Annotated in this window: 22 protein-coding genes; 4 read left to right on the forward strand and 18 right to left on the reverse strand. The window is 73.0% G+C overall.

What is annotated here, in order from left to right; translation table 11 throughout:
- Positions 1 to 69 precede the first annotated feature (69 nt).
- The 4 genes from ACF08N_RS25360 to ACF08N_RS25375 form a co-directional block, all read right to left on the reverse strand.
- On the reverse strand, positions 70 to 363 hold the full coding sequence (locus ACF08N_RS25360; protein ID WP_392326968.1) for a zf-TFIIB domain-containing protein: 294 nt from the start codon (positions 361 to 363) through the stop codon (positions 70 to 72).
- A 64-nt stretch (positions 364 to 427) separates the two neighbouring features.
- Entirely contained in the window at positions 428 to 1,438 is a 1,011-nt protein-coding gene (locus ACF08N_RS25365) for a phosphotransferase family protein (RefSeq protein WP_392326969.1), read from the reverse strand.
- 422 nt (positions 1,439 to 1,860) lie between these two features.
- A complete protein-coding gene (locus tag ACF08N_RS25370; protein ID WP_392326970.1) occupies positions 1,861 to 2,043 on the reverse strand; it encodes a hypothetical protein in 183 nt (60 codons plus the stop codon).
- 158 nt (positions 2,044 to 2,201) lie between these two features.
- On the reverse strand, positions 2,202 to 2,495 hold the full coding sequence (locus ACF08N_RS25375) for a hypothetical protein (RefSeq protein WP_392326971.1): 294 nt from the start codon (positions 2,493 to 2,495) through the stop codon (positions 2,202 to 2,204).
- A 230-nt stretch (positions 2,496 to 2,725) separates the two neighbouring features.
- Here ACF08N_RS25375 and ACF08N_RS25380 point away from each other — a divergent pair, with 230 nt between their 5' ends.
- On the forward strand, positions 2,726 to 3,952 hold the full coding sequence (locus tag ACF08N_RS25380) for a serine/threonine-protein kinase (RefSeq protein WP_392326972.1): 1,227 nt from the start codon (positions 2,726 to 2,728) through the stop codon (positions 3,950 to 3,952).
- Between the two features lies 1 nt (position 3,953).
- On the opposite strand, the gene ACF08N_RS25385 is transcribed toward ACF08N_RS25380, so the two are convergent.
- The 9 genes from ACF08N_RS25385 to ACF08N_RS25425 form a co-directional block, all read right to left on the reverse strand.
- Positions 3,954 to 4,772 carry a TrmH family RNA methyltransferase gene (locus ACF08N_RS25385; RefSeq protein WP_392326973.1) on the reverse strand — a complete coding sequence of 273 codons (819 nt, stop codon included), beginning with the start codon at positions 4,770 to 4,772 and terminating at the stop codon, positions 3,954 to 3,956.
- Between the two features lie 64 nt (positions 4,773 to 4,836).
- Complete coding sequence (gene cobA / locus ACF08N_RS25390) at positions 4,837 to 6,066, reverse strand: uroporphyrinogen-III C-methyltransferase (protein WP_392326974.1); 1,230 nt, start codon at positions 6,064 to 6,066, stop codon at positions 4,837 to 4,839.
- A gap of 218 nt (positions 6,067 to 6,284) precedes the next feature.
- On the reverse strand, positions 6,285 to 10,220 hold the full coding sequence (gene cobT / locus ACF08N_RS25395; RefSeq protein ID WP_392326975.1) for a nicotinate-nucleotide--dimethylbenzimidazole phosphoribosyltransferase: 3,936 nt from the start codon (positions 10,218 to 10,220) through the stop codon (positions 6,285 to 6,287).
- 561 nt (positions 10,221 to 10,781) lie between these two features.
- Positions 10,782 to 12,014: a precorrin-6y C5,15-methyltransferase (decarboxylating) subunit CbiE gene (gene cbiE, locus ACF08N_RS25400; protein ID WP_392326976.1), complete on the reverse strand. Its 1,233-nt coding sequence runs from the start codon at positions 12,012 to 12,014 to the stop codon at positions 10,782 to 10,784.
- A 145-nt stretch (positions 12,015 to 12,159) separates the two neighbouring features.
- A complete protein-coding gene (locus ACF08N_RS25405) occupies positions 12,160 to 12,789 on the reverse strand; it encodes a GNAT family N-acetyltransferase (protein WP_392326977.1) in 630 nt (209 codons plus the stop codon).
- Between the two features lie 174 nt (positions 12,790 to 12,963).
- A complete protein-coding gene (locus ACF08N_RS25410) occupies positions 12,964 to 13,824 on the reverse strand; it encodes a MetQ/NlpA family ABC transporter substrate-binding protein (protein ID WP_392326978.1) in 861 nt (286 codons plus the stop codon).
- Between the two features lie 76 nt (positions 13,825 to 13,900).
- Positions 13,901 to 14,572 (reverse strand): methionine ABC transporter permease, encoded by a 672-nt coding sequence (locus ACF08N_RS25415; RefSeq protein WP_392326979.1) that lies wholly within the window; start codon positions 14,570 to 14,572, stop codon positions 13,901 to 13,903.
- Positions 14,569 to 15,630 (reverse strand): methionine ABC transporter ATP-binding protein, encoded by a 1,062-nt coding sequence (locus ACF08N_RS25420; RefSeq protein ID WP_392326980.1) that lies wholly within the window; start codon positions 15,628 to 15,630, stop codon positions 14,569 to 14,571. The genes ACF08N_RS25415 and ACF08N_RS25420 overlap by 4 nt, the downstream gene beginning before the upstream one ends.
- 388 nt (positions 15,631 to 16,018) lie before the next feature.
- Positions 16,019 to 16,666: an HAD family hydrolase gene (locus ACF08N_RS25425; RefSeq protein ID WP_392326981.1), complete on the reverse strand. Its 648-nt coding sequence runs from the start codon at positions 16,664 to 16,666 to the stop codon at positions 16,019 to 16,021.
- Positions 16,667 to 16,741: 75 nt separating this feature from the next.
- On the opposite strand from ACF08N_RS25425, the gene ACF08N_RS25430 reads away from it, so the two are divergent.
- Both ACF08N_RS25430 and ACF08N_RS25435 read left to right on the forward strand, forming a co-directional pair.
- A complete protein-coding gene (locus ACF08N_RS25430; protein ID WP_392326982.1) occupies positions 16,742 to 17,101 on the forward strand; it encodes a hypothetical protein in 360 nt (119 codons plus the stop codon).
- Positions 17,102 to 17,103: 2 nt separating this feature from the next.
- Complete coding sequence (locus ACF08N_RS25435; RefSeq protein ID WP_392326983.1) at positions 17,104 to 17,535, forward strand: hypothetical protein; 432 nt, start codon at positions 17,104 to 17,106, stop codon at positions 17,533 to 17,535.
- Here ACF08N_RS25435 and ACF08N_RS25440 read toward each other — a convergent pair.
- From ACF08N_RS25440 to ACF08N_RS25450, 3 genes are all read right to left on the reverse strand, one after another.
- Complete coding sequence (locus ACF08N_RS25440) at positions 17,532 to 18,035, reverse strand: GNAT family N-acetyltransferase (protein WP_392326984.1); 504 nt, start codon at positions 18,033 to 18,035, stop codon at positions 17,532 to 17,534. The two genes, ACF08N_RS25435 and ACF08N_RS25440, sit on opposite strands and share 4 nt — an antisense overlap.
- 36 nt (positions 18,036 to 18,071) lie before the next feature.
- Positions 18,072 to 18,617, reverse strand: coding sequence for a sigma-70 family RNA polymerase sigma factor (locus ACF08N_RS25445; protein ID WP_392326985.1), 546 nt, complete (start codon positions 18,615 to 18,617; stop codon positions 18,072 to 18,074).
- 249 nt (positions 18,618 to 18,866) lie between these two features.
- Entirely contained in the window at positions 18,867 to 20,018 is a 1,152-nt protein-coding gene (locus tag ACF08N_RS25450) for a glycerophosphodiester phosphodiesterase (RefSeq protein ID WP_392326986.1), read from the reverse strand.
- Between the two features lie 238 nt (positions 20,019 to 20,256).
- Here ACF08N_RS25450 and ACF08N_RS25455 point away from each other — a divergent pair, with 238 nt between their 5' ends.
- Positions 20,257 to 20,928 (forward strand): lysophospholipid acyltransferase family protein, encoded by a 672-nt coding sequence (locus ACF08N_RS25455; RefSeq protein ID WP_392326987.1) that lies wholly within the window; start codon positions 20,257 to 20,259, stop codon positions 20,926 to 20,928.
- Between the two features lie 102 nt (positions 20,929 to 21,030).
- Here ACF08N_RS25455 and ACF08N_RS25460 read toward each other — a convergent pair whose 3' ends face one another.
- Positions 21,031 to 22,575 (reverse strand): MFS transporter, encoded by a 1,545-nt coding sequence (locus ACF08N_RS25460; RefSeq protein ID WP_392326988.1) that lies wholly within the window; start codon positions 22,573 to 22,575, stop codon positions 21,031 to 21,033.
- On the reverse strand, positions 22,572 to 23,123 hold the full coding sequence (locus ACF08N_RS25465) for a TetR/AcrR family transcriptional regulator (RefSeq protein WP_392326989.1): 552 nt from the start codon (positions 23,121 to 23,123) through the stop codon (positions 22,572 to 22,574). Before ACF08N_RS25465 ends, ACF08N_RS25460 begins: the two co-directional genes overlap by 4 nt.
- Between the last annotated feature and the right edge of the window lie 9 nt (positions 23,124 to 23,132).

Below are 23,132 nucleotides of genomic sequence, written 5' to 3' on the forward strand. Positions count from 1 at the left end.
CGTTCCGGGGGCGCGCTCGGAAGGGGCTGCCGGGAGGGAACCGCCCGGGCCGCCGCCCGGAGCGGCCGTTCAGGACGAGAAGAGCATCCGGCCGAAGCTGCGCTGGCGGTGGTGACCGCCGTGGTGACCGCCGTGGTGCGGGGCTCCCCAGGCCGGCGCGGCGGGCGCCGGAGCGGCGGGGTACGCCTGCGGGGCCGGCGGCGGGGGCGGGGCCTGCTGCATCCACTGCGACTCCAGCCGCGTCAGCGACTCCAGCTCGCCGTAGTCCAGGAATATCCCCCGGCAGCCGCTGCACTGTTCGATCTGGACCCCGTTGCGGTCGTACGTGTGCATCGCTGCATGGCACTTGGGACACTGCATCATCTGCTCTGCCTCTCGCCGTTCGGTCGTCGTCGCCGGATGCATGCCCGGAGACGAGGACTTCACCCTACGACGAGGGTTCGCACGCCAACTCGGGCGGGAGTGTGGCGATTCGGGTACAAGTATCGATCACCGCGCTTTCGACATCGTCCGGTTGGCGGTGCTCGGCGGCGGACTTCGCGAGAGCCAGCGCGGCCGTCTGGACGGTGAGCGCCCGGGCGGGTACGTCGAGTTGGGGCCAGGGGTCGTCGCGGGACGGGACCGCGGGGCCCTGCGCCGCCGTGTAGGCGCCGAGGAAGCGCTGCCAGATCTCCGGGGGCAGCAGGCCGGCCGCGTACCAGGCGGCGGGGCGGGCCAGGTCCCAGGCGGGGTCGCCGAGACCGAGGTCGTCGACGTCGATGAGCAGCCAGGGGCCGTCGGGGGCCGGGTGGCGTACGAGCTGACCCAGATGCAGGTCGCCGTGGCAGAGGGCGCGGGGGCGGTGGTGCGGGCTCGACGCCTCTCCCCTGGCCCAGGCGGGGAGGCGCTCCCAGGCGCGCCGGACGCCGGGCGCGGCGGGGTGGTCGGCCGCGGCGTCCTCCATGCGCGCCATGGCTGCGGCGGCCTTGGCGGGGCCGCGCATGGGTGGCAACGGGCCCGGGAGGCCGGCGGTCTCGACGCGATGCAGCCGGGCGAGCAGGACGCCCGCATCCTCCCAGGGAGCGGCGTCGGGGTCGGCGGGGTCGACGGGAGCGCCGTAGGGCCAGGCGGTGACGGGACGGGTGAGCCCGGCCGGGCCCGTGCCCGGAAGGGGCAGCGGCGGCAGGAGTATCCCGGCCAGGGCGGGGTGCGCGGCGAGGGCGAGGCGGGTGCGGTGGCCGTGCGGGTCCGTGTCGGAAGCGTGAGCCTTGGCGACGGCGGGTCCGTGGCGCACGACGGTGCCGTCGGGACGGTCGGCGAGGGTCTCGCCGTCGGTGGCGGTGGCGGTGGGGACGCGGATCCGGCCGGGTTCGCAGGCGGGGCACGTGCCGTCGGGGACGGACAGGTGGGCGGCGGTGCGGGCGACGTGGGCGAGGGTACGGATGAGGGGGCTGAACACGGGAGGGAGGGTAGCGCTGGTGCTTCCCCCACCCCGCCCCTTCCCGAATCGGGGGCTCCGCCCCGGACCCGCACCCCCAGGCGGCGCCCCACGCCGGGGGCGGGCCGGGCTCGGCGCTCATCGCGCCGGGAGCTGACCGCGACCGCGGCGCGGCGCGGCACAGGCGGGCACCGGGTTCGCCGCCGCGGAGGCGGATAGGCGTGGCCCGCTGCTGCGGCAAGGTCGCCCTGATGCCGTGGGCAACAGCCCCTGGGCCCCGCCGCAAGGACGGAGTCGTACGCGGCCGGGGCCGGAAATGCGCGATGGCCGGTCAGCTCCCCAGCTGACCGGCCAAACGCTGCCGTCCGCCGCACCCCCGTCCCCACGGGGTTGTTGGCCGGATGTCCCCGACCCGGACCGCTCTTCCGGGCCCGGGGCGCTCTTCAGCGCCCCAGCATCACGCCCACGGACGACGCCTGTGTGACCACTGCGTCCCAGCCGCCGAAGACGACGACGAGCAGTGCCGCGAGGGGAAGGACCATGGCCGTCGCCACCAGCGGGTGGCGCGTGCCGGAGGCGCGGACGCCGAGCCCGGCGTATGCCTTGCGCGATGCCGTGTCCGCCATGGTCCCTCTCCTGTCGTGGTTGGCAGCGGCGGGTGTCTGACCTCGGGGGACGAGTGCTGCACCCGCCGCTTGACCTCAACATTAGGGAAACGGCAGCGCCCGGACGTCATGCCCGCGTACCGATTGCCGGGCCTCCCGGAGGATGAGCCGCCACCCGGTCATGTACTCCCCTGGGTGGAGACGCGGCCCCGGGACTTGGGGTCTTCCCGGAGGGGACGCACTGGCTCGGCGTCGTCGTCGCGCGGCACCGGCTGCTCGACCAGCGCCAAGACGCGGTTGGCCATGAAGCGTGCCGTCCGCACGACCGTGCCCGACCTGGTGACTTCGCTCACTTCCACCACGCCTCTGCGCACCGCCGTCTCCACCCGGCGGCCCGCCCGGCTTGCCACCACTTCGTACGTACGCGTCGTGTCTCCCGCGTCCACGACGATTTCCACCCGGTCACCCTTCATCGATCCAATCCCCCTTCTGCGACTGAGCGTTGAGATCACGCACGGCCTCGGGGAGACGGATCCGATCCCCCCTGACCACTCCTCAAGTTTCCCACCCGGCACTGACAATCGATCCGGGCGCGAGGGCGCGGCCTATGAGCACACCGGCGCGGCGATACGTAAGCTGTGGCACGTCAAACGGACGACCGGGCAGCGGGGTGGGGCCTCCCACCGTAGGTAGGGGACGGACAATGGCGATGATGCGGCTCCGGCGCGAGGACCCGCGTGTCGTCGGCTCGTTCAGGCTTCACCGGCGGCTCGGCGCGGGCGGCATGGGTGTCGTCTATCTGGGGTCCGACCGCCGCGGCCAGCGGGTCGCGCTGAAGGTGATCCGGCCGGATCTGGCGGAGGACCAGGAGTTCCGGTCGCGGTTCGCCCGGGAGGTCTCGGCGGCGCGACGCATCCGGGGCGGCTGTACGGCCCGGCTGGTGGCCGCCGACCTGGAGGCGGACCGCCCCTGGTTCGCCACGCAGTACGTCCCCGGGCCGTCCCTGCACGACAAGGTGGCCGAGGAGGGCCCGCTGCGGGCCGCCGACGTCGCCGCCGTCGGTGCGGCGCTCTCGGAGGGACTGGTCGCGGTCCACGAGGCCGGCGTGGTCCACCGTGACCTGAAGCCGTCGAACATCCTGCTGTCGCCCAAGGGCCCCCGGATCATCGACTTCGGTATCGCCTGGGCCACCGGCGCGAGCACGCTCACGCATGTCGGCACGGCGGTGGGCTCCCCCGGCTTCCTCGCTCCCGAGCAGGTGCGCGGCGCCGTGGTCACCCCTGCCACGGACGTGTTCGCGCTCGGGGCGACGCTGGCGTACGCGGCGATGGGTGACTCGCCCTTCGGGCACGGCAGTTCCGAGGTGATGCTGTACCGCGTGGTGCACGAGGAGCCGCAGCTGCACGGAGTGCCGGACGCCCTGGCGCCGTTGGTCGCCGCCTGTCTGGAGAAGGACCCCGAGGAGCGGCCGAGCACGCTGCAGCTGTCCATGCGGCTCAAGGAGATCGCGGCCAGGGAGGCGCAGGGCCTGCACGACGCGCGCCCGCCCGTGCAGCGGGAGCGGGTGGAGATCGACCGGCCGACCTCGCGCTACACGGAGCGCCACGACCGGATCGAGCGGATCGAGCGGACGGAGCGGACCGAGCGCCTGGAACGGCGTACGGGCGGCTCGTCGGCGCCTCGGCCGCACGCGCCGTCCCGCACGGGCGGCGGCTCACGGCCGCCGCAGGGCCGCACCTCGGGACGCGGCACGGGGCGCAGGAACGACGGGATGACGAACGGCCGGCGGACCGGCACGCGACCGGGCGTGCGCACGACGTCGGCGGGCCGGCGGCCCGCCAATCCGCGGCTGCTGCGGCAGCGGATCGTCGTCTTCTTCGTGGTGACGCTGATCGTGGCGCTGGGCATCGCCGCCGCGCAGCAGCTGTAGGTCAGGCTCCGGGGCGCCCGGTCGCCACCGCGTAGAACGCCACCGCGGCCGCCGCGCCCACGTTGAGCGAGTCGACGCCGTGCGCCATGGGGATGCGTACCCACTCGTCGGCGGCCCGCAGCGCCTTGGCGGACAGGCCCTCGCCCTCCGCCCCCAGCATGAGGGCGACCCGCTCCAGCCGGTGCGGGGCGGCGTCGTCGATGGGCGACGCCTTCTCGTCAGGGGTGAGGGCTAGCAGCTTGAACCCGGCCTCGCGGACCGCTTCGAGGCCCTTCGGCCAGGTGTCGAGGCGGGCGTAGGGGACCGAGAAGACCGCACCCATCGACACCTTCACGGACCGCCGGTAGAGCGGGTCCGCGCAGTCCGGGGAGAGGAGCACGGCGTCCATGCCGAGGGCGGCGGCGCTGCGGAATATCGCGCCGATGTTGGTGTGGTCGTTGACCGACTCCATGACGGCCACCCTGCGGGCCGTGCCCAGGAGGTCCTGGGCCGTCGGCAGGGGCTTGCGCTGCATGGAGGCGAGCGCCCCGCGGTGCACGTGGTAGCCGGTGACACGTTCGGCGAGGGCGGGGTCGACGGCGTAGACGGGCGCGGGGACCTCGTCGATGACGTCGCGCATGACGTCGACCCACTTGGCGGACAGCAGCATCGACCGCATCGCGTACCCGGCCTGCCGGGCTCTGCGGATGACCTTCTCGCCCTCGGCGATGAACAGCCCCTCGGCGGGCTCGCGCCTGCGCCGCAGTTCGACGTCGGTCAGGCCGGTGTAGTCGGCAAGGCGCGGGTCGTCGGGGTCGTCGACGGTGATGAGATCAGCCACGGGGTGATACTGCCTTCTCGGTGGTGCGGTGCCAACGGCTCGCGCGAACTTCTGTTACCGCTGGTTACTTGATCGGGGGCACACCGACGCCGACGACATCGCCGATGACGATGACGGCGGGCGGGCGCACCTCGTTCGCCCGCACGGCTTCGCCGACCGTGGCGAGGGTCGCGTCGACGCGGCGCTGGGCGGCGGTGGTGCCCTCCTGTACCAGGGCGACCGGGGTCTCGGGCGCCTTGCCGTGCGCGACGAGCGCCTCGGCGATGGCGCCGATCTTGTCGACGCCCATGAGGATCACGAGGGTGCCGGTCAGCTTGGCCAGGGACTGCCAGTCGACCAGCGACCGCGGGTCGTCGGGGGCGACATGGCCGCTGACGACGGTGAACTCGTGGGCGACGCCCCGGTGGGTGACCGGGATGCCCGCCGCCGACGGCACCGAGATGGAGCTGGAGATGCCGGGCACGACCGTGCAGGGGATGCCGGCCGCGGCGAGCGCCTGTGCTTCCTCCATGCCGCGGCCGAAGACGAACGGGTCGCCGCCCTTGAGCCGTACGACGGCCTTGCCGGCCTTCGCGTGCTCGATGAGCGCGTTGTTGATGGCCTCCTGGGCCATGAAGCGCCCGTAGGGGATCTTGGCCGCGTCGATCACCTCGACGTGCGGCGGGAGTTCGTCGAGCAGGTCACGCGGTCCGAGGCGGTCGGCGATGACGACGTCGGCGTCGGCGAGCAGGCGCCGGCCGCGCACGGTGATCAGGTCCGGGTCGCCCGGTCCGCCGCCGACGAGGGCGACGAACGGAGCCCGGGTACGGCGGTGGGGCGCGGCGATGCTGCCGTCGCGCAGGCCCTCGACGATGGCGTCCCGCACGGCTGCCGAGCGCCGCGGGTCGCGGCCGGTGAGCACGGCCACCGTGACGCCCTCGCTGCGGCCGGTGGCCGGGGTCCAGGCGGTGGCGGCCTCGGCGTCGTCGCTGCGTACGCACCAGGTCTTGGTGCGCTCGGCCTCGGCGGAGGCGCGGGCGTTGGCGTCGGGGTCGCTGGTGGCGACGAGGGCGTACCAGGCGTCGGCGATGTCCCCCTCCTCGTACCGCCGCCGCGTCCAGGTGATCTCGCCGGACTCGGCCATCGCCTCGACGGACGGGGTCGCGGAGGGCGAGATCAGGGTGACGTCGGCACCGGCCGCCACGAGGGCCGGAAGGCGGCGCTGGGCGACCTGGCCGCCGCCGATGACGACGACACGCCGCCCGGTCAGGCGGAGTCCGACGGGGTAGGCGGGGTGCTCGGCGGGCTCGGGCATGGCGGTGCGGCTCCTCGTGCGGGTGGTGCGTTTGCGGGGGCCGCTGCGGCGGTGAAGCGGCTGGTGGGGGCGCTGCTGGCACCAGGGTACGGTTCCGTGGCCCGGCACCGTACCCGGCCCCGGGCCGCGCGCCGGGCCCACGAGAGGCCCGTTCCGGCGTGCCCGGGGGCCCGGGGCCGTCCCGCGCCGATCCGCGGACCAGCACCCGGGCGGGTGCGCTACTTCTCCGTGACGCCGGCCGAGTCGAAGGTGGCGACCTCGTGCATGGCGCGTGCCGCGCTCTGGACGACGGGGAGCGCCAGCAGCGCGCCCGTGCCCTCGCCGAGGCGGAGGTCCAGGTCGATCAGCGGGCGCAGGCCCAGCTTGTTGAGCGCGGCCACGTGGCCGGGCTCGGCGCTGCGGTGTCCGGCGATGCACGCGGCCAGCGCCTCGGGGGCGACGGCCCGGGCGACCAGGGCCGCCGCGCCGGTGCTGACGCCGTCGAGAACGACCGGCGTGCGCAGCGACGCACCGCCGAGGATGAGGCCGACGAGTGCGCAGTGCTCCAGGCCGCCGACGGCCGACAGCACGCCGATGGGGTCGGCCGGGTCGGGCTGGTGGAGTTCCAGGGCGCGGCGTACGACGTCGACCTTGCGGGCGTGCATCTCGTCGTTGATGCCGGTGCCGCGGCCGGTGATCTCCGCCGGGTCCGCGCCCGTGTAGACGGCGATGAGGGCCGCGGACGCCGTGGTGTTGGCGATGCCCATCTCGCCGGTCAGCAGCGCCTTGTTCCCGGCGGCCACCAGGTCGCGGGCCGTCTCGACGCCGACCTCGATCGCGGCGAGCACCTCTTCGCGGCTCAGCGCGGGGCCGGTGGTGAAGTCGGCCGTCCCGGGCCGGACCTTGCGCGGGAGCAGGCCGGGGGTGGCGGGCAGGTCGGAGGCGACGCCCACGTCGATCACGCAGACCTCGGCGCCGACCTGGGCGGCGAAGGCGTTGCAGACCGCTCCCCCGCCGAGGAAGTTCGCGACCATCTGGCCCGTGACCTCCTGCGGCCAGGCCGTGACGCCCTGGGCGTGCACACCGTGGTCGCCCGCGAAGATCGCGACCGCGGCCGGCTCCGGGATCGGGGGCGGGCACATCCGGGACAGGCCGCTCAGCTGCGCGGAGATGATCTCCAGCATGCCGAGCGCGCCGGCCGGCTTGGTCATCCGCTTCTGGCGTTCCCATGCCTCGCCGAGCGCCTTGGCGTCGAGCGGGCGGATGTTGGTGACGGTCTCCTGGAGCAGATCGTGCGGCTCCTCCCCGGGCAGCGCACGACGGCCGTACGTCTCCTCGTGGACGACCCAGGACAGCGGGCGGCGCTTGGACCAGCCCGCCTGCATCAGCTCGGGCTCCTCGGGGAATTCGTCGACGTAGCCCACGCAGAGGTACGCGACGACTTCGAGGTGATCGGGCAGGCCGAGCGTGCGGACCATCTCGCGCTCGTCGAAGAAGGAGACCCAGCCGACGCCGAGGCCCTCGGCGCGGGCGGCGAGCCACAGGTTCTCGACGGCGAGGGCCGAGGAGTAGGGCGCCATCTGCGGCTGCGTGTGGCGGCCCAGGGTGTGGCGGCCCCCGCGGGTGGGGTCGGCGGTGACGACGATGTTCACCGGGGTGTCGAGGATGGCCTCGATCTTCAGTTCCTTGAACTGCTTGGCCCGCCCCTTGGGCAGCGACTTGGCGTACGCCTCGCGCTGGCGCTGGGCGAGTTCGTGCATCGTGCGGCGGGTCTCGGCCGAGCGGATGACCACGAAGTCCCAGGGCTGGGAGTGGCCGACGCTGGGCGCGGTGTGCGCGGCTTCGAGGACGCGGAGGAGGACCTCGTGCGGAATGGGGTCGCCGCGGAAGCCGTTGCGGATGTCGCGGCGTTCGCGCATGACCCGCAGGACGGCCTCGCGCTCGGCGTCGTCGTAGCCGGGGGCGGGGGCGGTCGCGGGAGCGGCGGGTTCGCCTTCGGGGGCGTTGTCGGTGGTGTCGGACGCGGTGTCGGCTTCGGCCACGACGACGACGGGCTCGGGCTCGACGGGCTCAGCAGCCACGGCGGGTTCGGGCTCGGCGGCGGGCTCGGGCTCGACGGCCTCAGCGGGCTCGTCGGCGGTGGGCTCAGCGGCCACGGCGGGCTCGTGGGCGACGGGCTCGGGCTCGGGCTCGGGCTGGGGCTCGGGCTCGGTCTCGACGGCCTCGGCGGGCTCGACGGCCTGGGCCACGGCGGGCTCGACGACCTCGGGCTCGGCAGCCACCGCGGGCTCGGCGTTCTCCGCAACGGGGACGTCCTCGGGCGCGGGCGCCTGCTCGGCCGCCTGCTCCGGCGTCGCCTCGACTGCGGCGGCCTCGGGGGCCGCTTCCGGGGCCGTTTCGGCCGACTCGGCCACCGGTTCGGGGGACGCCTCGGGCTCGTGTGCGGCCACCGGCTCGGGGTCGGCCGCAGCGGGCTCGGCAGCGACAGCCGGCTCCGGCCCGACGGGTTCGGCGGCCTGCGCCGCCGGCTCCTCCGCGACGGCCTCCGCCACCGGGTCGGTGCCCTCCGCCGCCACGGTGTTCCCGGCGGGCTCCTCGACGGCCTGCACGGCGTCCACCGCGGCCACGGCCTCCACGGCCTCCACGTTCTGATCGGCCTCCACGGCCTCCACGTTCTGATCGGCCTGCTCGGCCTGCTGCGGCTCCGAACCGCCGTCGCGCGGGGCGGGCACGGTGGCTTCCTGCGCGGTCGCGTTCACGGCCTCAGCGGTGGCCGCGGGCTCCTCGCCACCGGTGGCTTCCTCCGCGGGCACCGCCTCGGGGACGACCGTTTCTGCGGGCGCCGCGGGGGCGGTCTGCGCCTGGTCCTGCGGCGGCTGCGGGTCCCACGGGGCGCCGGCCTGCGGCGGGATGTCACCGAGCTGCGGCTCTGGAAGCCCTGCAGCGGGCTCCTCGCGCGGAACGTCGAGGTACTCCACTCCCGTCGCCGCGGGCTGCGCCGGGGCGGGCCGTACGACCATGGGGTGCGGCGGGGTCCCGGCGGGTCCCCGGTCGGCGAGCGAGCGCACCACGCCACTGTTGGGCTCGGGAACCGGCGGGCCCATGTGGAGGGGGCGGCGCGCGGGCGGCGGGGTCGGCGTGGCGGAGGTGGCGGCCGCGTGCATGCGTACGGCTCCGAGGTCGACGGAGCCGGAGTCCCGGCCCCCCGCCTCGTGGGCGCCCCTCTCGTGGACCGCGTGCCGCGCAGCGGCTGCCTGCTCCTGCACGGCCGCGGGCTCCTGGGGAGCGGCGGCTTCCTCGGCCGGGGCGTCGACCATGACGGCGACGGCCGACTCGGCGCCGAGCTGAGCAGCGTGGGCGGCGTGAGCTGCGGGGGCTGCGTGGGCTGCGTGGGCTGCGGGGGCTGCGGGGGCTGCGTGGGCGCCCTCGTGGGCCATCGGCGCCGGATCGGCCGGTGCCACGCCGGGCACGACGGACATGGTGCCCTGGACCTGCGCCAACGGCTCCTGCGGCTGGGCCTCCTGGGGCGCCTGCAGGGCCGGGGCGGCGTGCATGGGCGCGCCCTGAGCGTGGACCTGGTGGGCGTGGGCGTCCTGTGCGGGAACGCCCGCGGGCTGCTGGGACCCCGCCTCCTGGAACGCGGGGGCCTGCGGCATCTGCGCCTGGGAGTCGTGCGGCTGCGCCTCCTGCGCGTACACGGCGGCGTCGGCCACCGGCGCGGGGGTCACCTCGACGAACTCCGGTGCGGGCACCGTCTCCGGCGCCGGTCCCTGCCCGACGGGCTGCGGGACGCCGTGCTCGTCACCGGGCGCGGCCGGGGCGGCCGGGTACTCGTGCGTGCCGTACGCCACCGCCTGGTAGTCCACCTGGTACTCGCCGCTTCCGTGGTGCGGAGCGGCCTCCTCGGGGGCCATCGGCTGAACGGAGACGGGCGCCGCCGCGTACTGGTCGGCGGCGGGTGCTCCCTGCATCTGCGGCGCCTGCGCCGCCGGCACCTGCTGCGGGTCGCTCCAGGCTCCCTGCGCTCCCGGCATCAGCAGGAGGTCGTCCTCTTCGGAGGTGTGCTCGGAGGGTTCGAGGTAGGTGTACGCGCCGGGGGCGGGGACGCCCGGCTGCTCCACCATGCCTGCGTTCTCCGGCAGCCCCTCGCCCGGGATCTGGCCGGTGTCAGTCATGCGTTCCCCTCGCCCATCGGTTTTGCTCCTTCGCCCATCGCCCGGGACGTCCGACCGGCACACCTGACGCCCGTGAACAACAACGAGCGTGGGCGCCGCGCGGCACGATCGACCCCGGACCCCAAGCATTGTCGCCGTCGTTCGCCACCGCGGCAGCAAGATCCGCCGCGGTCCGCTGTGGGCTGCGCCACGTCGCGCGACCCCCCGGGTACCGACGTACCACAAACGGGAGCCAAAGTGACTCCCTTTTCCGGACATTGACGAACCAATGGACGAACGCCCGGCTGCGGTACAACGATCGGCCAGCCTACCCCGCACCCTCCGGGGGAGAGGGCCTGGCCCTTGGTTCGCGGAGAGCGAGCGGCCCCAGGTCCTGTCCGGTCGGTCAGGCCGGATCAGTGAGTGGGGGTCCCCCCACGCCCGCAGGGCGTAGGGGGAGGGTCTGGTGCGTGCAATCGCAAGGCGGAGGATTGAGTCGACGCGGAGCGTCGGCGAATGACGACAACGCAGCGGGCTCGCGTGCCAGGGCACGCGAGCCCGGCAAGATCGGCCGGACAGGGCCTAGGCGCGGGGCTCCTGGTGCCGGCCGCAGAGCAGGAAGACGACGGTGCGTTCGCGCTCCGTCCAGTCGGCGGTGTCCAGTTCGACGGCCTGGAGCAGCGCACATTCGACGTCGTAGCCTCCGGCCGCCAGCGCCGCACCGATCGCCTCCGCCTCGTCGCGGGTGGAGGCGTGGGTGACGATGCGCTGGGGCCTGCGGTCGGCGACCGCGGTGACGACGGGCACTCCCCCGCCCCCGATGCGGACGACGTCCGGTTCGGGCAGCCGCTCCAGCACGTGCGGGGCGCGGCCCTGGACGACCTGGAGCTGGACGCCGAGCCGCCGCGCCTCGGTCACGCTGCGGCGGCAGGCGTCCGGGTCGGCGTCGACCGCGATGACCGCGGCGCCGAAACGGGCGGCCTCGGCCGCGAGCGCGCCGCCGCCGGAGCCGATGTCCCAGACGAGGTCGCCGACGCGGGGGCCGAGGCGGGCCAGCTGGGCGGCGCGCAGTCCCGCGTACTCGCCCTCGCCGGCCTGCGGCGCCCGCGGGTCGGCGGGCGGCAGGGCCCAGCCGCGCAGCTCGGGCGGATAGCCCGGTTCGTGTCCGGCGATCCAGCCGGATCCGGTGCCGGAGGCGGCGGTGAGGCTGCCCCCGCCGCCGATGACGATGACGACGTTGGGGTCGCGCCACACGTGGTCGGCGACCTTGTCGGAGGTGAGGACGGTGACCTGTTCGCGGCTGGTGCCCAGTTCCTCGCAGATGACGAAGGTGCGGTGCACTCCGTCGAGGAGCAGGGCGAGTTCGGCGGGGCCCGCGCCCGGGGAGGTGAGGACGGCGACCTTGGTGTGGGCCCGGCACACGTTGACCGCACGGCGCAGTGTGCGGCGGTGGGCGACGACGATCTGTGCGTCGTCCCAGGGCATGCCGGCCCGGGCGAAGGCGGTGGCGACGGACGAGACGGCGGGGACGACCTCGACCTCCAGGCCGTGCTCCGGCGCGCGCAGGGTGCGCACGACGCCGAAGAACCCGGGGTCGCCGTCGGCGAGGACGACCGCGCTGCCGCGGTGGCTCGCGATACGCCGGGCGGCGAGGTCGACGCTGCCGAGGCGGATGCGTTCGGCGCGGGGAGGGACTTCGGGCAGGGCCAGGTGGTGGGCGGCGCCGGCGACCAGGGTTGCGGCCGACAGCGCGGACCTGGCCGCCTGGGTGAGCGGCGAACCGTCCCAGCCGATCACCGTGACCCGGTCGGCCATCTCGTCAGTCTCCTGGAGTTGTTGCAGGTCGGGAGTGCTTCCGCGGTGGTGCGACGCCTCATGGGGTCGCCTCGTGAGGGTACCCGGAGCGCCTCGGAGGGCGGTGAGGGTGTGCCCCGTCCGCGCCGGAGGCCGGTGCGCGGGGTCAGTTCCAGTCCGTGTAGGAGGCGTAGCCGGCTTCCGCCAGGCGGTCGGCCTCCATGTCCTCGGGGAGCAGGCTCCACACGATCAGGTCGGTGCGGATGTCGGTCCAGCCGCCGTCCTCCGTCTGGCTGCGCACTATCCAGGCGTTGCGCAGGACGCCCTCGCTGATGCAGCCGATCTTCTGGGCGACCTGCTGGGAGGCGGCGTTGTCGGCGGCCGTGCGCAGCTCCATGCGCTCGAACTTCTGGTTGCGGAAGAGCCACTGGGCGACGGCGAGGACGGATTCGGTGGCGTAGCCCTCGCCGCGCGCCCAGGGCGCGGTGACGTAGGCGACCTCGGTGGCGAGCGTGCGCCAGTTGGTGTTCTGCAGGTGGACGATGCCGACGAGCCGCTGGGTGAGGAACTCGGTGACGGCGAGCACGATGCCCCGGCCCGTGGTGCGCTCAGCAGGAGCGATCCTGCGCACCCAGTCCTCGGCGTCCCGCGTGGTGTAGGGGTGCGGCACCGACGTCCAGGCCGTGGTCAGCTCGTCGTTCATCATCTCGGTGAAAGCCGGGATGTCGGCGTCCTCGAAGGGGCGCAGCACCAACCGCTCCGTGCTGATGGACACGTCCGGGAAGGTGTGAGTCATGCACTGCTCCATGCCGGGACCGTCAAAAGGGTCGTTGCCGTGTGGGCGTCGTAGCCGTAAAGGCACAGCATGCAACATCGGCTGCCGGCTGTGCAGGGCCGGGTGCAGGTACGACGCGGCCCCGCGCACCTTGGTCGGTGCCCGGGGCCGGCGTCAAGTCGCTTCGTGTCGCCCTTACTTGGCCGCGCCGGAGGCCGCGACGACGGAGCCCTTGTACGTGTCCTCGATGTACTTCTTCACCTCGGGCGAGTTCAGGAGCTTCGCAAGCTTCTGCACGCGCGGGTCGTCCTGGTTGCCGTCCTTGACGGCGAGGAAGTTGGCGTACGGGTTGCCCTCGGCCTTCTCCAGCACCAGGGAGTCCGAGGCGGGCTCGAGGTCGGCCTCGATGGCGTAGTTGCCGTTGATCACGGCGGCGTCGACGTCGTTCAGGGCGCGGGGCAGCGTGGCCGCCTCCAGCTCCTTGAACTTCAGGCCCTTGGCGTCCTCGATGTCGGAGAGCTTGGCGTCGGTGCCGGCGCCGTCCTTGAGGGTGATCAGGCCGTTGTCGGCGAGCAGCTTGAGCGCGCGGCCCTCGTTGGTGGTGTCGTTGGGGACGGCGACAGTCTGGCCGGCCTTGATGTCCTTGATGTCCTTGACCTTCTTGGAGTAGAGGCCGAGGGGCTCGAGGTGGACGTCGACGACGGGGACGATGGTCGTCTTGTTCTTCTTGTTGAAGTCGTCCAGGTACGGCTTGTGCTGGAAGTAGTTGGCGTCGACCTGGCCCTGCTGGGTGGCGGTGTTCGGCAGGACGTAGTCCGTGAACTCCTTGACCTCCAGTGTGAGGCCCGCCTCGGCCGCGAGGTTGTCCTTGACGAAGGTCAGGATGTCGGCGTGCGGCGTCGGGGACGCGGCGACGACGAGCGCCTTGGACGCGTCGGCGGCGGCGCCGGCGTCGTTCTTGGCGCCCGGGTCGGAGGCCGTGCCGCAGGCGGTCAGGCCGAGGGCGAGGGCAGCGGTGGCGGCGGCAGCCGCGGTGAGCTTGATGTTCTTACGCACGAAAAGTGCCTCTTTCTGAGGGGTGGAACAACGCCCGGACAAGGAGTGCGGGCTGTTTTTGGGGAACGTCCGCGGGTCAGCTCGCGGCGTGTCCGCGGCGGGCCAGCAGCCGTACGACTCCGTCGCCGACGAGCTGCACGACGGTCACGATCGCGATCAGGATCACGACGGTGACGAGCATGAACTGCGTCTCGAAGCGCTGGAACCCGTAGGTGACGGCCTTGGAGCCGAGACCTTCGCCGCCGACCGCGCCGGCCATCGCCGAGTAGCCGACGAGGACGATCACGGTGGTGGTGACGGCCGCGACCAGCGAGGGCAGCGCCTGCGGGAGCAGCACCTTGCGGACGATGGTGGGGATCGAGCCGCCCATGGACTGGACGGCCTCGACGAGCCCGTGGTCGACCTCCCTGATCGCCGTCTCGACGAGCCGGGCGAAGAAGGGGATGGCGCCGACGGCGAGCGGCACGATCATCGCGGTGGGGCCGATGAAGGTGCCGACGACCAGGGTGGTGAAGGGGATCAGCGCGATCAGCAGGATGATGAACGGCAGCGAGCGGCCGATGTTCACGATCACGCCGACGATCTTGTTCACCGGGGTGTTCTGGAGCAGTCCGCCCTTGTCGGTGAGGACGAGCAGCACGCCGAGCGGGAGTCCGCCGGCGACGGTGACGAGGGTGGACCACAGCACCATGTAGAGCGTGTCGAGCGTGCCCTGGGTGAGCAGGGGCTGCATCTCGGACCAGGTCACTTCGCGACCTCCTCGACAAGTGCGGGGGCCTGGGCCGGGACGGCGGCGGCGGTGTCCAGGTCGACGACGTCGACCTGGAGGCCCTGCTCGCGCAGGAAGCCGACCGGGACGACGTTCTCCTCGTAGCGGCCGGGGAGTTCGATGCGCATCCGGCCGATCTGCTTGCCGCCGACGGTGTCCATCGCGGCGCCGAGGATCGAGATGTCGATGTTGTACGTGCGCGACAGCTGGGAGATCACCGGCTGGGTCGCGGCCTCGCCGTGGAAGGTGACGTCGACGACGGTGCGGTCGGGGCCGGAGGCGTCGCCGCTGACCGGGAACAGTTCCTGGGCCAGCTCGGAGCCGGGGGTCGCGAGCAGTTCGCTCACCGTGCCGGATTCGATGATCTTCCCCTTCTTCATCAGGGCGGCGGAGTCGCAGATGGTCTTGACGACGTCCATCTCGTGCGTGATGAGCAGCACCGTCAGTCCGAGCTGCTGGTTGAGGTCGCGCAGCAGCTGGAGGATGGACCGGGTGGTCTCGGGGTCCAGCGCGCTGGTCGCCTCGTCGGACAGCAGCACCTTGGGGTCGCCGGCGAGGGCGCGGGCGATGCCGACGCGCTGCTTCTGTCCGCCGGAGAGCTGGCCGGGGTACGCCTTGGCCTTGTCGGCGAGGCCGACGAGGTCGAGGAGTTCGAGCGCCTTGCGGGAGCGGTCGGCACCGGAGATGCCGAGGATCTCCAGGGGCAGTTCGACGTTGTCCTTGACGGTGCGCGAGGACAGCAGGTTGAAGTGCTGGAAGACCATGCCGATGCGGCTGCGGGCCTCGCGCAGCTCCTTCGACGCGCGCCGGCCCCGGCCGGCGAGTGCGGTGAGGTCCTGGCCGGCGACGGTCACGGTGCCGGAGGTGGGGCGTTCGAGGAGGTTGACGCAGCGGATGAGCGAGGACTTTCCGGCGCCGCTGCGGCCGATGACGCCGAAGACCTCGCCCTCGCGGACATGCAGGTCGACGCCGTCCAGAGCGGTGACTTCGCGGCCTCGCGATGAGTAGACCTTGGTCAGGCCCGTAGTGGTGATCACAGGGTTTCCGTCACTGTCGAGTGCGCGGCGCGGAGTCCGCCGGGCACGGGGCATTCGGTTCAGACAGTCCTCTGCGGCACGGCCTCCTCGGCTGGTGGCCGGGGGCAAGGCGTGCGCGGGGGCGGGCTCGGTCCGGGGGCGTTCTCCGTGGCTGCGGGGACGATCGGACGCGGCGCGGCTGTCGGTCTCGCTTCGGGGCGCGAGGCGCGGGCAGGGACCCTCAGAAGGCGCACATTCGACACATACAACGAGCACCGGGCGTCGTGATCGCCTCGGTCGCAAGGGTGCGGCTGCTCGTCGTGGTCATGGGGGCAAGTAAAACAGACGGTCCCGCGGACAAATCCGCGGTGTCCGCTATACGGACACCTCTGACGCGCCCCGTGGACGCTCAGGCGCCCGCGGTGATCGTCACCCCGTCCGCCGTCACCTGCACGGACACGGCCGACAGGTCGGTGACGACCACGTCGGCGTCCAGCTCGTCGGCGCGGTGTGTTGTGGTCAAGGCCACGGTGCGCATCCCCGCGGCACGGCCGGAGGCCAGTCCGGCCGGGGCGTCCTCGAAGACGACGCACCGCGCCGGGTCCGCGCCGAGCTGCCGGGCCGCGAGCAGGTACGGCTCGGGGTCGGGCTTGCCGCGGGTGATGTCGTCGGCGGCGACGGTCGTCTTGGGCCTGATGCCCACCTCGTCGAGCCGTGCCTCGGCGAGCCGCCGGGTGGCCGAGGTGACGACGGCCCACCGCTCGGGCGGCAGTTGTGCGAGGAGGGCGAGCGTGCCGGGCAGCGCGACCACCGATCCGGCGACGTCCTCGACCTCCAGGGCCTCGATGCGGGCGACCGCCTCCGGTACCAGGCCGGCGGGCAGCAGGTCGGCGGCTATCTCGGCGGCGGGGCGGCCGTGCAGCTCGACGCGGGCGAAGTCCTCCGCCGTGATTCCGTACTCGTGCGCCCACTTCGTCCAGCAGCGGTCGACCGACTCCAGGGAGGAGACGAGGGTTCCGTCGTTGTCGAACAGCAGGGCTTCGGCGTGGATCTCCATGGCCTCGACCCTAGGGGGTGTCTCGGGCCGGGGTCGCGCGCGGAGTGACCTCCGCGCCGTAATACGCTCGAGTCCATGCTCGACGCCCTGACGGTCGTGGTCGCCGTGACCGCGCTCGCCCTTGCCTCATGGTGCGGCTTCGCCGCGTACCGCGATCAGCCGACGAAGGACTGGCACTTCATCGGCATGGCCGTGGTGTCCGTCCTGGCGCTCGCCCAGCTGGTCGTCGGGATCGTGCAGCTGGCGCGGGGCGAGAAGGCCGACGAGGGCACGGCCATCTTCCTCGCGTATCTGATCGGCTCCGCGCTCGCGGTGCCCGCCGCCGGGTTCCTGTCGCTGGCGGAGCGCACCCGCTGGGGTTCGGCGACCGTGGCGGCGGGCGCCGTCGTGCTCGCCGTCCTCGAAGTACGGCTCCACGACATCTGGGGAGGCTGACGATGGCCGGGCCGACGACCCAGACGACGCGGACCAGGCTGGTGCAGGGTCCGGGGCTGCTGCTGGTGTGGCTGTACGGGGTGATGTCCGTCGGCGCCGTGTCGCGCTCCGTCTACCAGATCCTGACCGACTTCGGCAGTGCGCCGCTGGCGCATGTGCTGTCCGCCGTCGCCGCCGTGGTGTACGCGTTCATCACCTACACCCTGGTGCGCGGTGGCGAGACGGCTCGCAGGGCGGCGCTGGTGTGCTGCGCCGCCGAGCTCGCGGGCGTGCTGATCGTGGGGACCTGGACGCTGGTGGAGCCGTCGGCGTTCCCTGACTCGACGGTGTGGTCCGAGTACGGGATGGGCTACCTCTTCATCCCCGTACTGCTGCCGGTGACGGGGATGCTCTGGCTGCGCCGCGCGCGCAGTCAGAGCATCCCCGGCTCCTAGGCGCTCGCGGCGTACGCGCCCGGCGTCGGTTCCTTCTCCAGGGTGACCAGCGTCAGGCTCGGGCCGACCTGCTCGCTGGAGACGGGTACGTAGCCGCGGCTGCGGTAGAGGCGCAGGTTGCTCTCGCTGCGATGGCCGGTGAAGAGCTGGAACCGCTTGATGTCCGGGTCGCCGGCGAAGCGGGCCTCGATCGCGTCGAGCAGCCGGCCGCCGAGTCCGTGGCGCTGCATCCGCGGGTGCACGATGAGCTTCGCGATCCTGGCCGTGCCGCTCTCGTCGAGCCGGCCGCGCACGGAGGCGATCACCTCGTCGCCGAGCCTGGCCACCAGCGCGTGCCCCTGGGAGATCTCGTCCCGGAGGTCGGCGAGGGTCTGGGTCAAAGGCTCGATCCCGTAGTCGCCGTAGAGCTCGGCCTCGGTCTGGTAGCACAGGTACTGGAGCTTGAGGATGTGCTCCGCATCGTGCTCAGCCGCCGCTGAGATGGTCACGCTCATGCCCATGTGCGCATGCCTCCCGCTCACCTGTCCGCCGGTTGTCTACCGCTCCTTTCCCCGATGTTCAGGAGCTGCAACCTCTGCCGCGAGCATTCTGCGCAAACATCCCAGGCAACGGGAACGCATCGGCCCCAGACTCCCCTGTGAGATTCCCAACGTCCCTGCGATTTCCCGGTAGGTGGGGTCTTTCGGCGACAACATCGCAGTCAGCAGGCGGGGGCAGTTGCCGGGGGTCCGGGCGACGGCGGCGCGCAGTGCGCGACGGCGCTCGGACCGCAGGGCGGCACGCTCGGGCCCGCCGGACAGGTCGGCCGCGGGGCCGTCGGAGGGGTCGTGACGGTACGGCAGTTCCCGGGCGGCCGTACGGCGGGCGCGGCGGGCCTCGGCCCGGACCGCCGCCTTGACCCAGCGGGCGGCGTCCGGCGGAGGACCGTCGTCGTCCAATCGCTCCAGCAGCCGCACCCAGACGGCCTGTTCGAGATCACCGGCCTCCAGGGCGGTGCCGGGCGCCTCCGCGGTGGCCTCGGCACTGACCAGCGGGCCGAGGACGCTGACGACATGGGCGGGGGTTTCGTCGAGAACGGTCATGCCCGGCCTGACGTCCGCCCGCGTGCCTGCGGTTTCGGCGGGCGGGCGGCATCACCCGTACGGGGCGGTCAGGTGCGGACGCGTCCGCCGGGCACCGGGATCGGCCGTCAACCCCGCCGGCGTGAGGCGGGCGGGTGACCGACCGGGTACGACGGGAAGGACCCGGCGGCCCGTGACGGGCGGCCGGGTCCGCGGGGTCCGGGGCGTGGCGTGCCCCGGGACCCCGCCGGCGTGGGGGCCGACGGCGTGTCAGGCGTGGAAGTCCGCCACCGCGAGCAGGCCCGTGTCCGGGTTGTCGGTGAAGATGCCGTCGATCCCGGTCGCCAGGTACGCCTTGTACGCGCCGAAGACGTCCCCGTAGGCGTTGGGGTCGGTGCCGCGGCGGAAGTCGGCGGGCAGGAAGGTGTTCTCGTTGCGCATCGTGTACGGGTGCACGACCAGGCCCTCGGCGTGCGCGTCGCGCACGAGCGTGGTGGCCTCGGTCAGACGTCCGTTCGCGTCCTTCGGGATGACGAGGTCGAGCAACGGGCCGATGCCCTGGGCGAATCCGGCGATCCAGGCGAGCCCCTCGGGCGTGACCAGGTCGGCGACGGTGCGCGGGTCGCCCGACTCGCGGAAGTCCCACGGGCGGTCGTCCGGGGTCCACAGCAGCACGACGCGCTGCGTGCCGACGAGGCGCGCCATGCGCTCCATGCTGGTCGGCTCGAAGGACTGCAGGAACGTCGGCGAGTTCGCGCGGTGGCGCCCGTAGCGCCGCAGCAGCTTCGCGAGGCGCTCCTCCAGGCCGAGCCCGATGCCCCGGAAGTAGGTGGGGTGCTTGGTCTCCACGTGCAGCCACACGGGGCGGCCGCGGCGGCGGCCCTCGTCCTCGGCCCAGCGCAGCACCTCCTCGAACGTGGGCACGGTCCAGCGGCCGTCGTAGAGGGTGTTCTCCTGGCGGGTGCCGGGGATGCGCTCCTTGGCGCGGAGCGTCTTCAGCTCGGCGAGCGTGAAGTCCTCGGTGAACCAGCCGGTGATGCTGACGCCGTCGACGGACTTGGTGGTCTTGCGCGCGGCGAACTCGGGGTGCTGGGCGACATCCGTGGTGCCGGTGATGTCGTTCTCGTGACGGCATACGAGATGGCCGTCCTTGGTGGGCACCAGGTCCTGTTCGATGACGTGCGCGCCCATGTCGAGGGCGAACTGGTACGCGCCGATGGTGTGCTCGGGCCGGTAGCCGCTGGCACCGCGGTGCGCGATGACGGCCGGCACGGGCAGCCCACCGGATGCCGGGACGCCCCCGTCGCGCTCACCGGCCCGGGCCGCGCCGGCACCCGCGGCGACGCCGAGTGCGGCCGTACCCAGAACGGCGGCTCCCAGCACGGTCCGGCGTGCCGGACTGCTGCTCGTACCCTGTGTCATGAAACGTTCCTCCATGTGATGTCCCGCACCTGTCGAGCGTCGCCCGATCGTAGGCAACGGCCTCTTGCCTGCGGCAGACCCTGGGCGAACGCCGTGAAAACACGCGTCAACACTGCGTATCACCTTCGTGAACCCGATGTGCGATCGGGCAGGACCGCGAGTATGGTCCTCACCTGCACAGACTCACGCACCTACTGCGCCGGCCATCACCGTCCCGTCCCATGACACGGAGGACCCGTTGTCCCGCTTGACGCTCATCAAGGCAGTGCTCGGGCCGATCCTGCGCCTGATGTTCCGCCCCCGTGTCGAAGGCGCCGAGAACATTCCCGGGACCGGGCCGGTGATTCTCGCCGGGAACCACCTCACGTTCATCGACTCGATGGTGCTGCCCCTCGTGACCGACCGCCCGGTGTTCTTCATCGGCAAGGACGAGTACGTCACGGGCAAGGGCCTCAAGGGCCGCGCGATGGCGTGGTTCTTCACCGGCGTCGGCATGATCCCGGTCGACCGCGACGGCGCCAACGGCGGCGTGGCCGCGCTGATGACGGGCCGCCGGGTGCTGGAGGAGGGCAAGGTCTTCGGCATCTACCCCGAGGGCACCCGATCCCCCGACGGCCGCCTGTACCGGGGCCGTACGGGCATCGCCCGCCTGACGCTGATGACGGGCGCGCCGGTGGTCCCCTTCGCGATGATCGGCACGGACAAGCTCCAGCCGGGCGGCGCGGGCCTGCCGCGCCCGGGCCGGGTGACGGTCCGCTTCGGCGAGCCGATGGAGTTCTCGCGTTACGAGGGCATGGACCGCGACCGCTATGTGCTGCGGGCGGTCACGGACTCGGTGATGACGGAGGTCATGCGGCTGTCGGGCCAGGAGTACGTGGACATGTACGCCACGAAGGCGAAGGCGGCGTAACCCCGACGGGGCACTGCCCCCGCACTTTCGCACCTCGAACGACGGCGGGGCTGGATCTCTCCAGCCCCGCCGTCGTTCGTGGGACACCGCCCGCCGGCGCGGTCAGTGCTCGACGCCATCCGCCAGCTTCTGGCCCCGCAGCAGGAACCACGCCGCGACCGCCGTCGCCAGCAGCACCGCCGCGCCCACGCCCGCCGCCGTCCGCAGGCCGTCGACGAACGCCTCCTGCGCCGCGCCGAGCAGCGCCGCCGCCTCGCCGTGGGGCAGGCCCGCCGCCGCCTCCACCGCGCCGCCCAGTGACTCGTGCGCCGCCGACGCGGTCGCCGCCGGCACTCCCGCCGGGGTGGCGAAGCCGCTGTAGACGCCGGTCAGGACGGAGCCGAGCAGGGCGATGCCGAGCGCCGCGCCGAGTTCGTAGGCCGTCTCGGAGACCGCGGAGGCCGCGCCCGCCTGCTCCTTGGGAACGCTGGAGAGAATCACGTCCGCGGTGACGGTGAACGAGAAGCCCGCACCGGCGCCGACGACCAGCAGCGCCGCGCCCAGCAGCGGATAGCCCGTGGACTGGCCGAGGAACGTCAGCGCGGCCAGCGCCAGGCCGACGGCGGCGAGACCGCCGGCGACCACGGCCCGTACCGAGAAACGCCGGGCCACGGTGCCCGCGACGAGTCCGGTGGCCACCGCGCCGAGCGCGGCGGGCAGCTCCGCGAGGCCGGCCTCGAACGGCTGCCTGCCCTGGACCAGTTGCAGGAACTGGGACAGGAAGAACACCAGACCGGACAGGCCGAGAATGGTCAGCAGGTCCGCGAGGACCGCGCCGGAGAAGCCGCGGTGCCGGAACAGCCGCATGTCGAGCAGCGGTGCGGGCAGCGTCAGCTGCCGGCGTACGAAGCCGTACAGCGCGGCGGCACCGGTCACGGCGGCGGCACCCGCGCCCATGCTCGGACCGTGGCTCGCCACCTCCTTGATCGCGTACACGACGCCGACCATGCCGACGAGCGACAGGACGACACTGGCCAGGTCCCAGGGACCGGCCACCGCGTTCCTGGACTCGGGCAGCAGCTTGACGCCGACGAGCACGAGGACCGCCATCACGGGCAGGTTGATCAGGAAGACGGAGCCCCACCAGAAGTGCTCCAGCAGGAAACCGCCGACCACGGGTCCGACGGCGGCACCGGCGGAGGCCATGGCGCCCCAGATGCCGATGGCGAGACTGCGCTCCTTCGGGTCGTGGAAGATGTTGCGGATCAGGGCCAGCGTGGACGGCATCAGCGTGGCTCCGGCGACACCGAGCAGCGCCCGGGCCGCGATCATCATCTCGGGGCTGGTGGCGTACGCGTTGAGCACCGACACCGCGCCGAACGCGACGGCGCCGCCGAGCAGGAGCTTCTTGCGCCCGATGCGGTCGCCGAGGCTGCCCATGGAGACGAGCAGTCCGGCGATGACGAACGAGTAGACGTCGCCTATCCACAGCAGCTGGTTGCCGGTCGGTTCGAGGTCCTCGCTGAGGAACGGGGTCGCGAGGCCGAGGACGGTCGCGTCGACCGCCACCAGCAGGACGGCCAGCACCAGGACGGAGAGCGCCAGCCACCGCCCGGGGCGGTACACGGTCTCGTCCGCCCTGGTCGTGGGCCGGTAGGTGCTGCTCATGTCGTCACACTCCGTCGGGCTCCGCCGAGCAGCAGCTCGGCGGTCATGTACTGGAAGTCCTTCTTGGCGACGCGGCCGTCCATGACGGCCCACGCGCAGGAACCGATCAGCGCGTACAGCGCCTCGGTCAGCCATGCGGGCGTGAGGTCGATGCGGAACTCGCCCCGCTCCTGGCCGCGCCGGAAGAGCGCCGAGACCCGGGCGTCGAGCCGGGACCAGCCCTCGTTGACCTGGTCGCCCTCGAACAGCTGGTTCTCCGTGACCAGGAAGGCCAGCAGGTCGGCGGCCGGCTCCATCTCTGCGATCAGCCGCCGCAGCCCCTCGCTCGCGTCGCCCTCGTCGAGCCGGGCCCGGTCGAGCGCGGCCTCGAACTCCTGGATACCGAACGCCTCGAGCGCCCTGACGAGCGCGTCGCGGCCCGCGAAGTGGCGGTGCAGCGTGGCACGGCCGATGCCCGCGGCCCGGGCGACCTCGTCCATGGTGGCGGTCGACTTCCGGGAGAGCAGGGCGGCGGCGGTACGGAGTACCTGTTCACGATCCATGGCCATGAGACAAGC

The organism is Streptomyces sp. NPDC015127 (assembly GCF_043080095.1).
Taxonomy (GTDB): Bacteria; Actinomycetota; Actinomycetes; order Streptomycetales; family Streptomycetaceae; genus Streptomyces.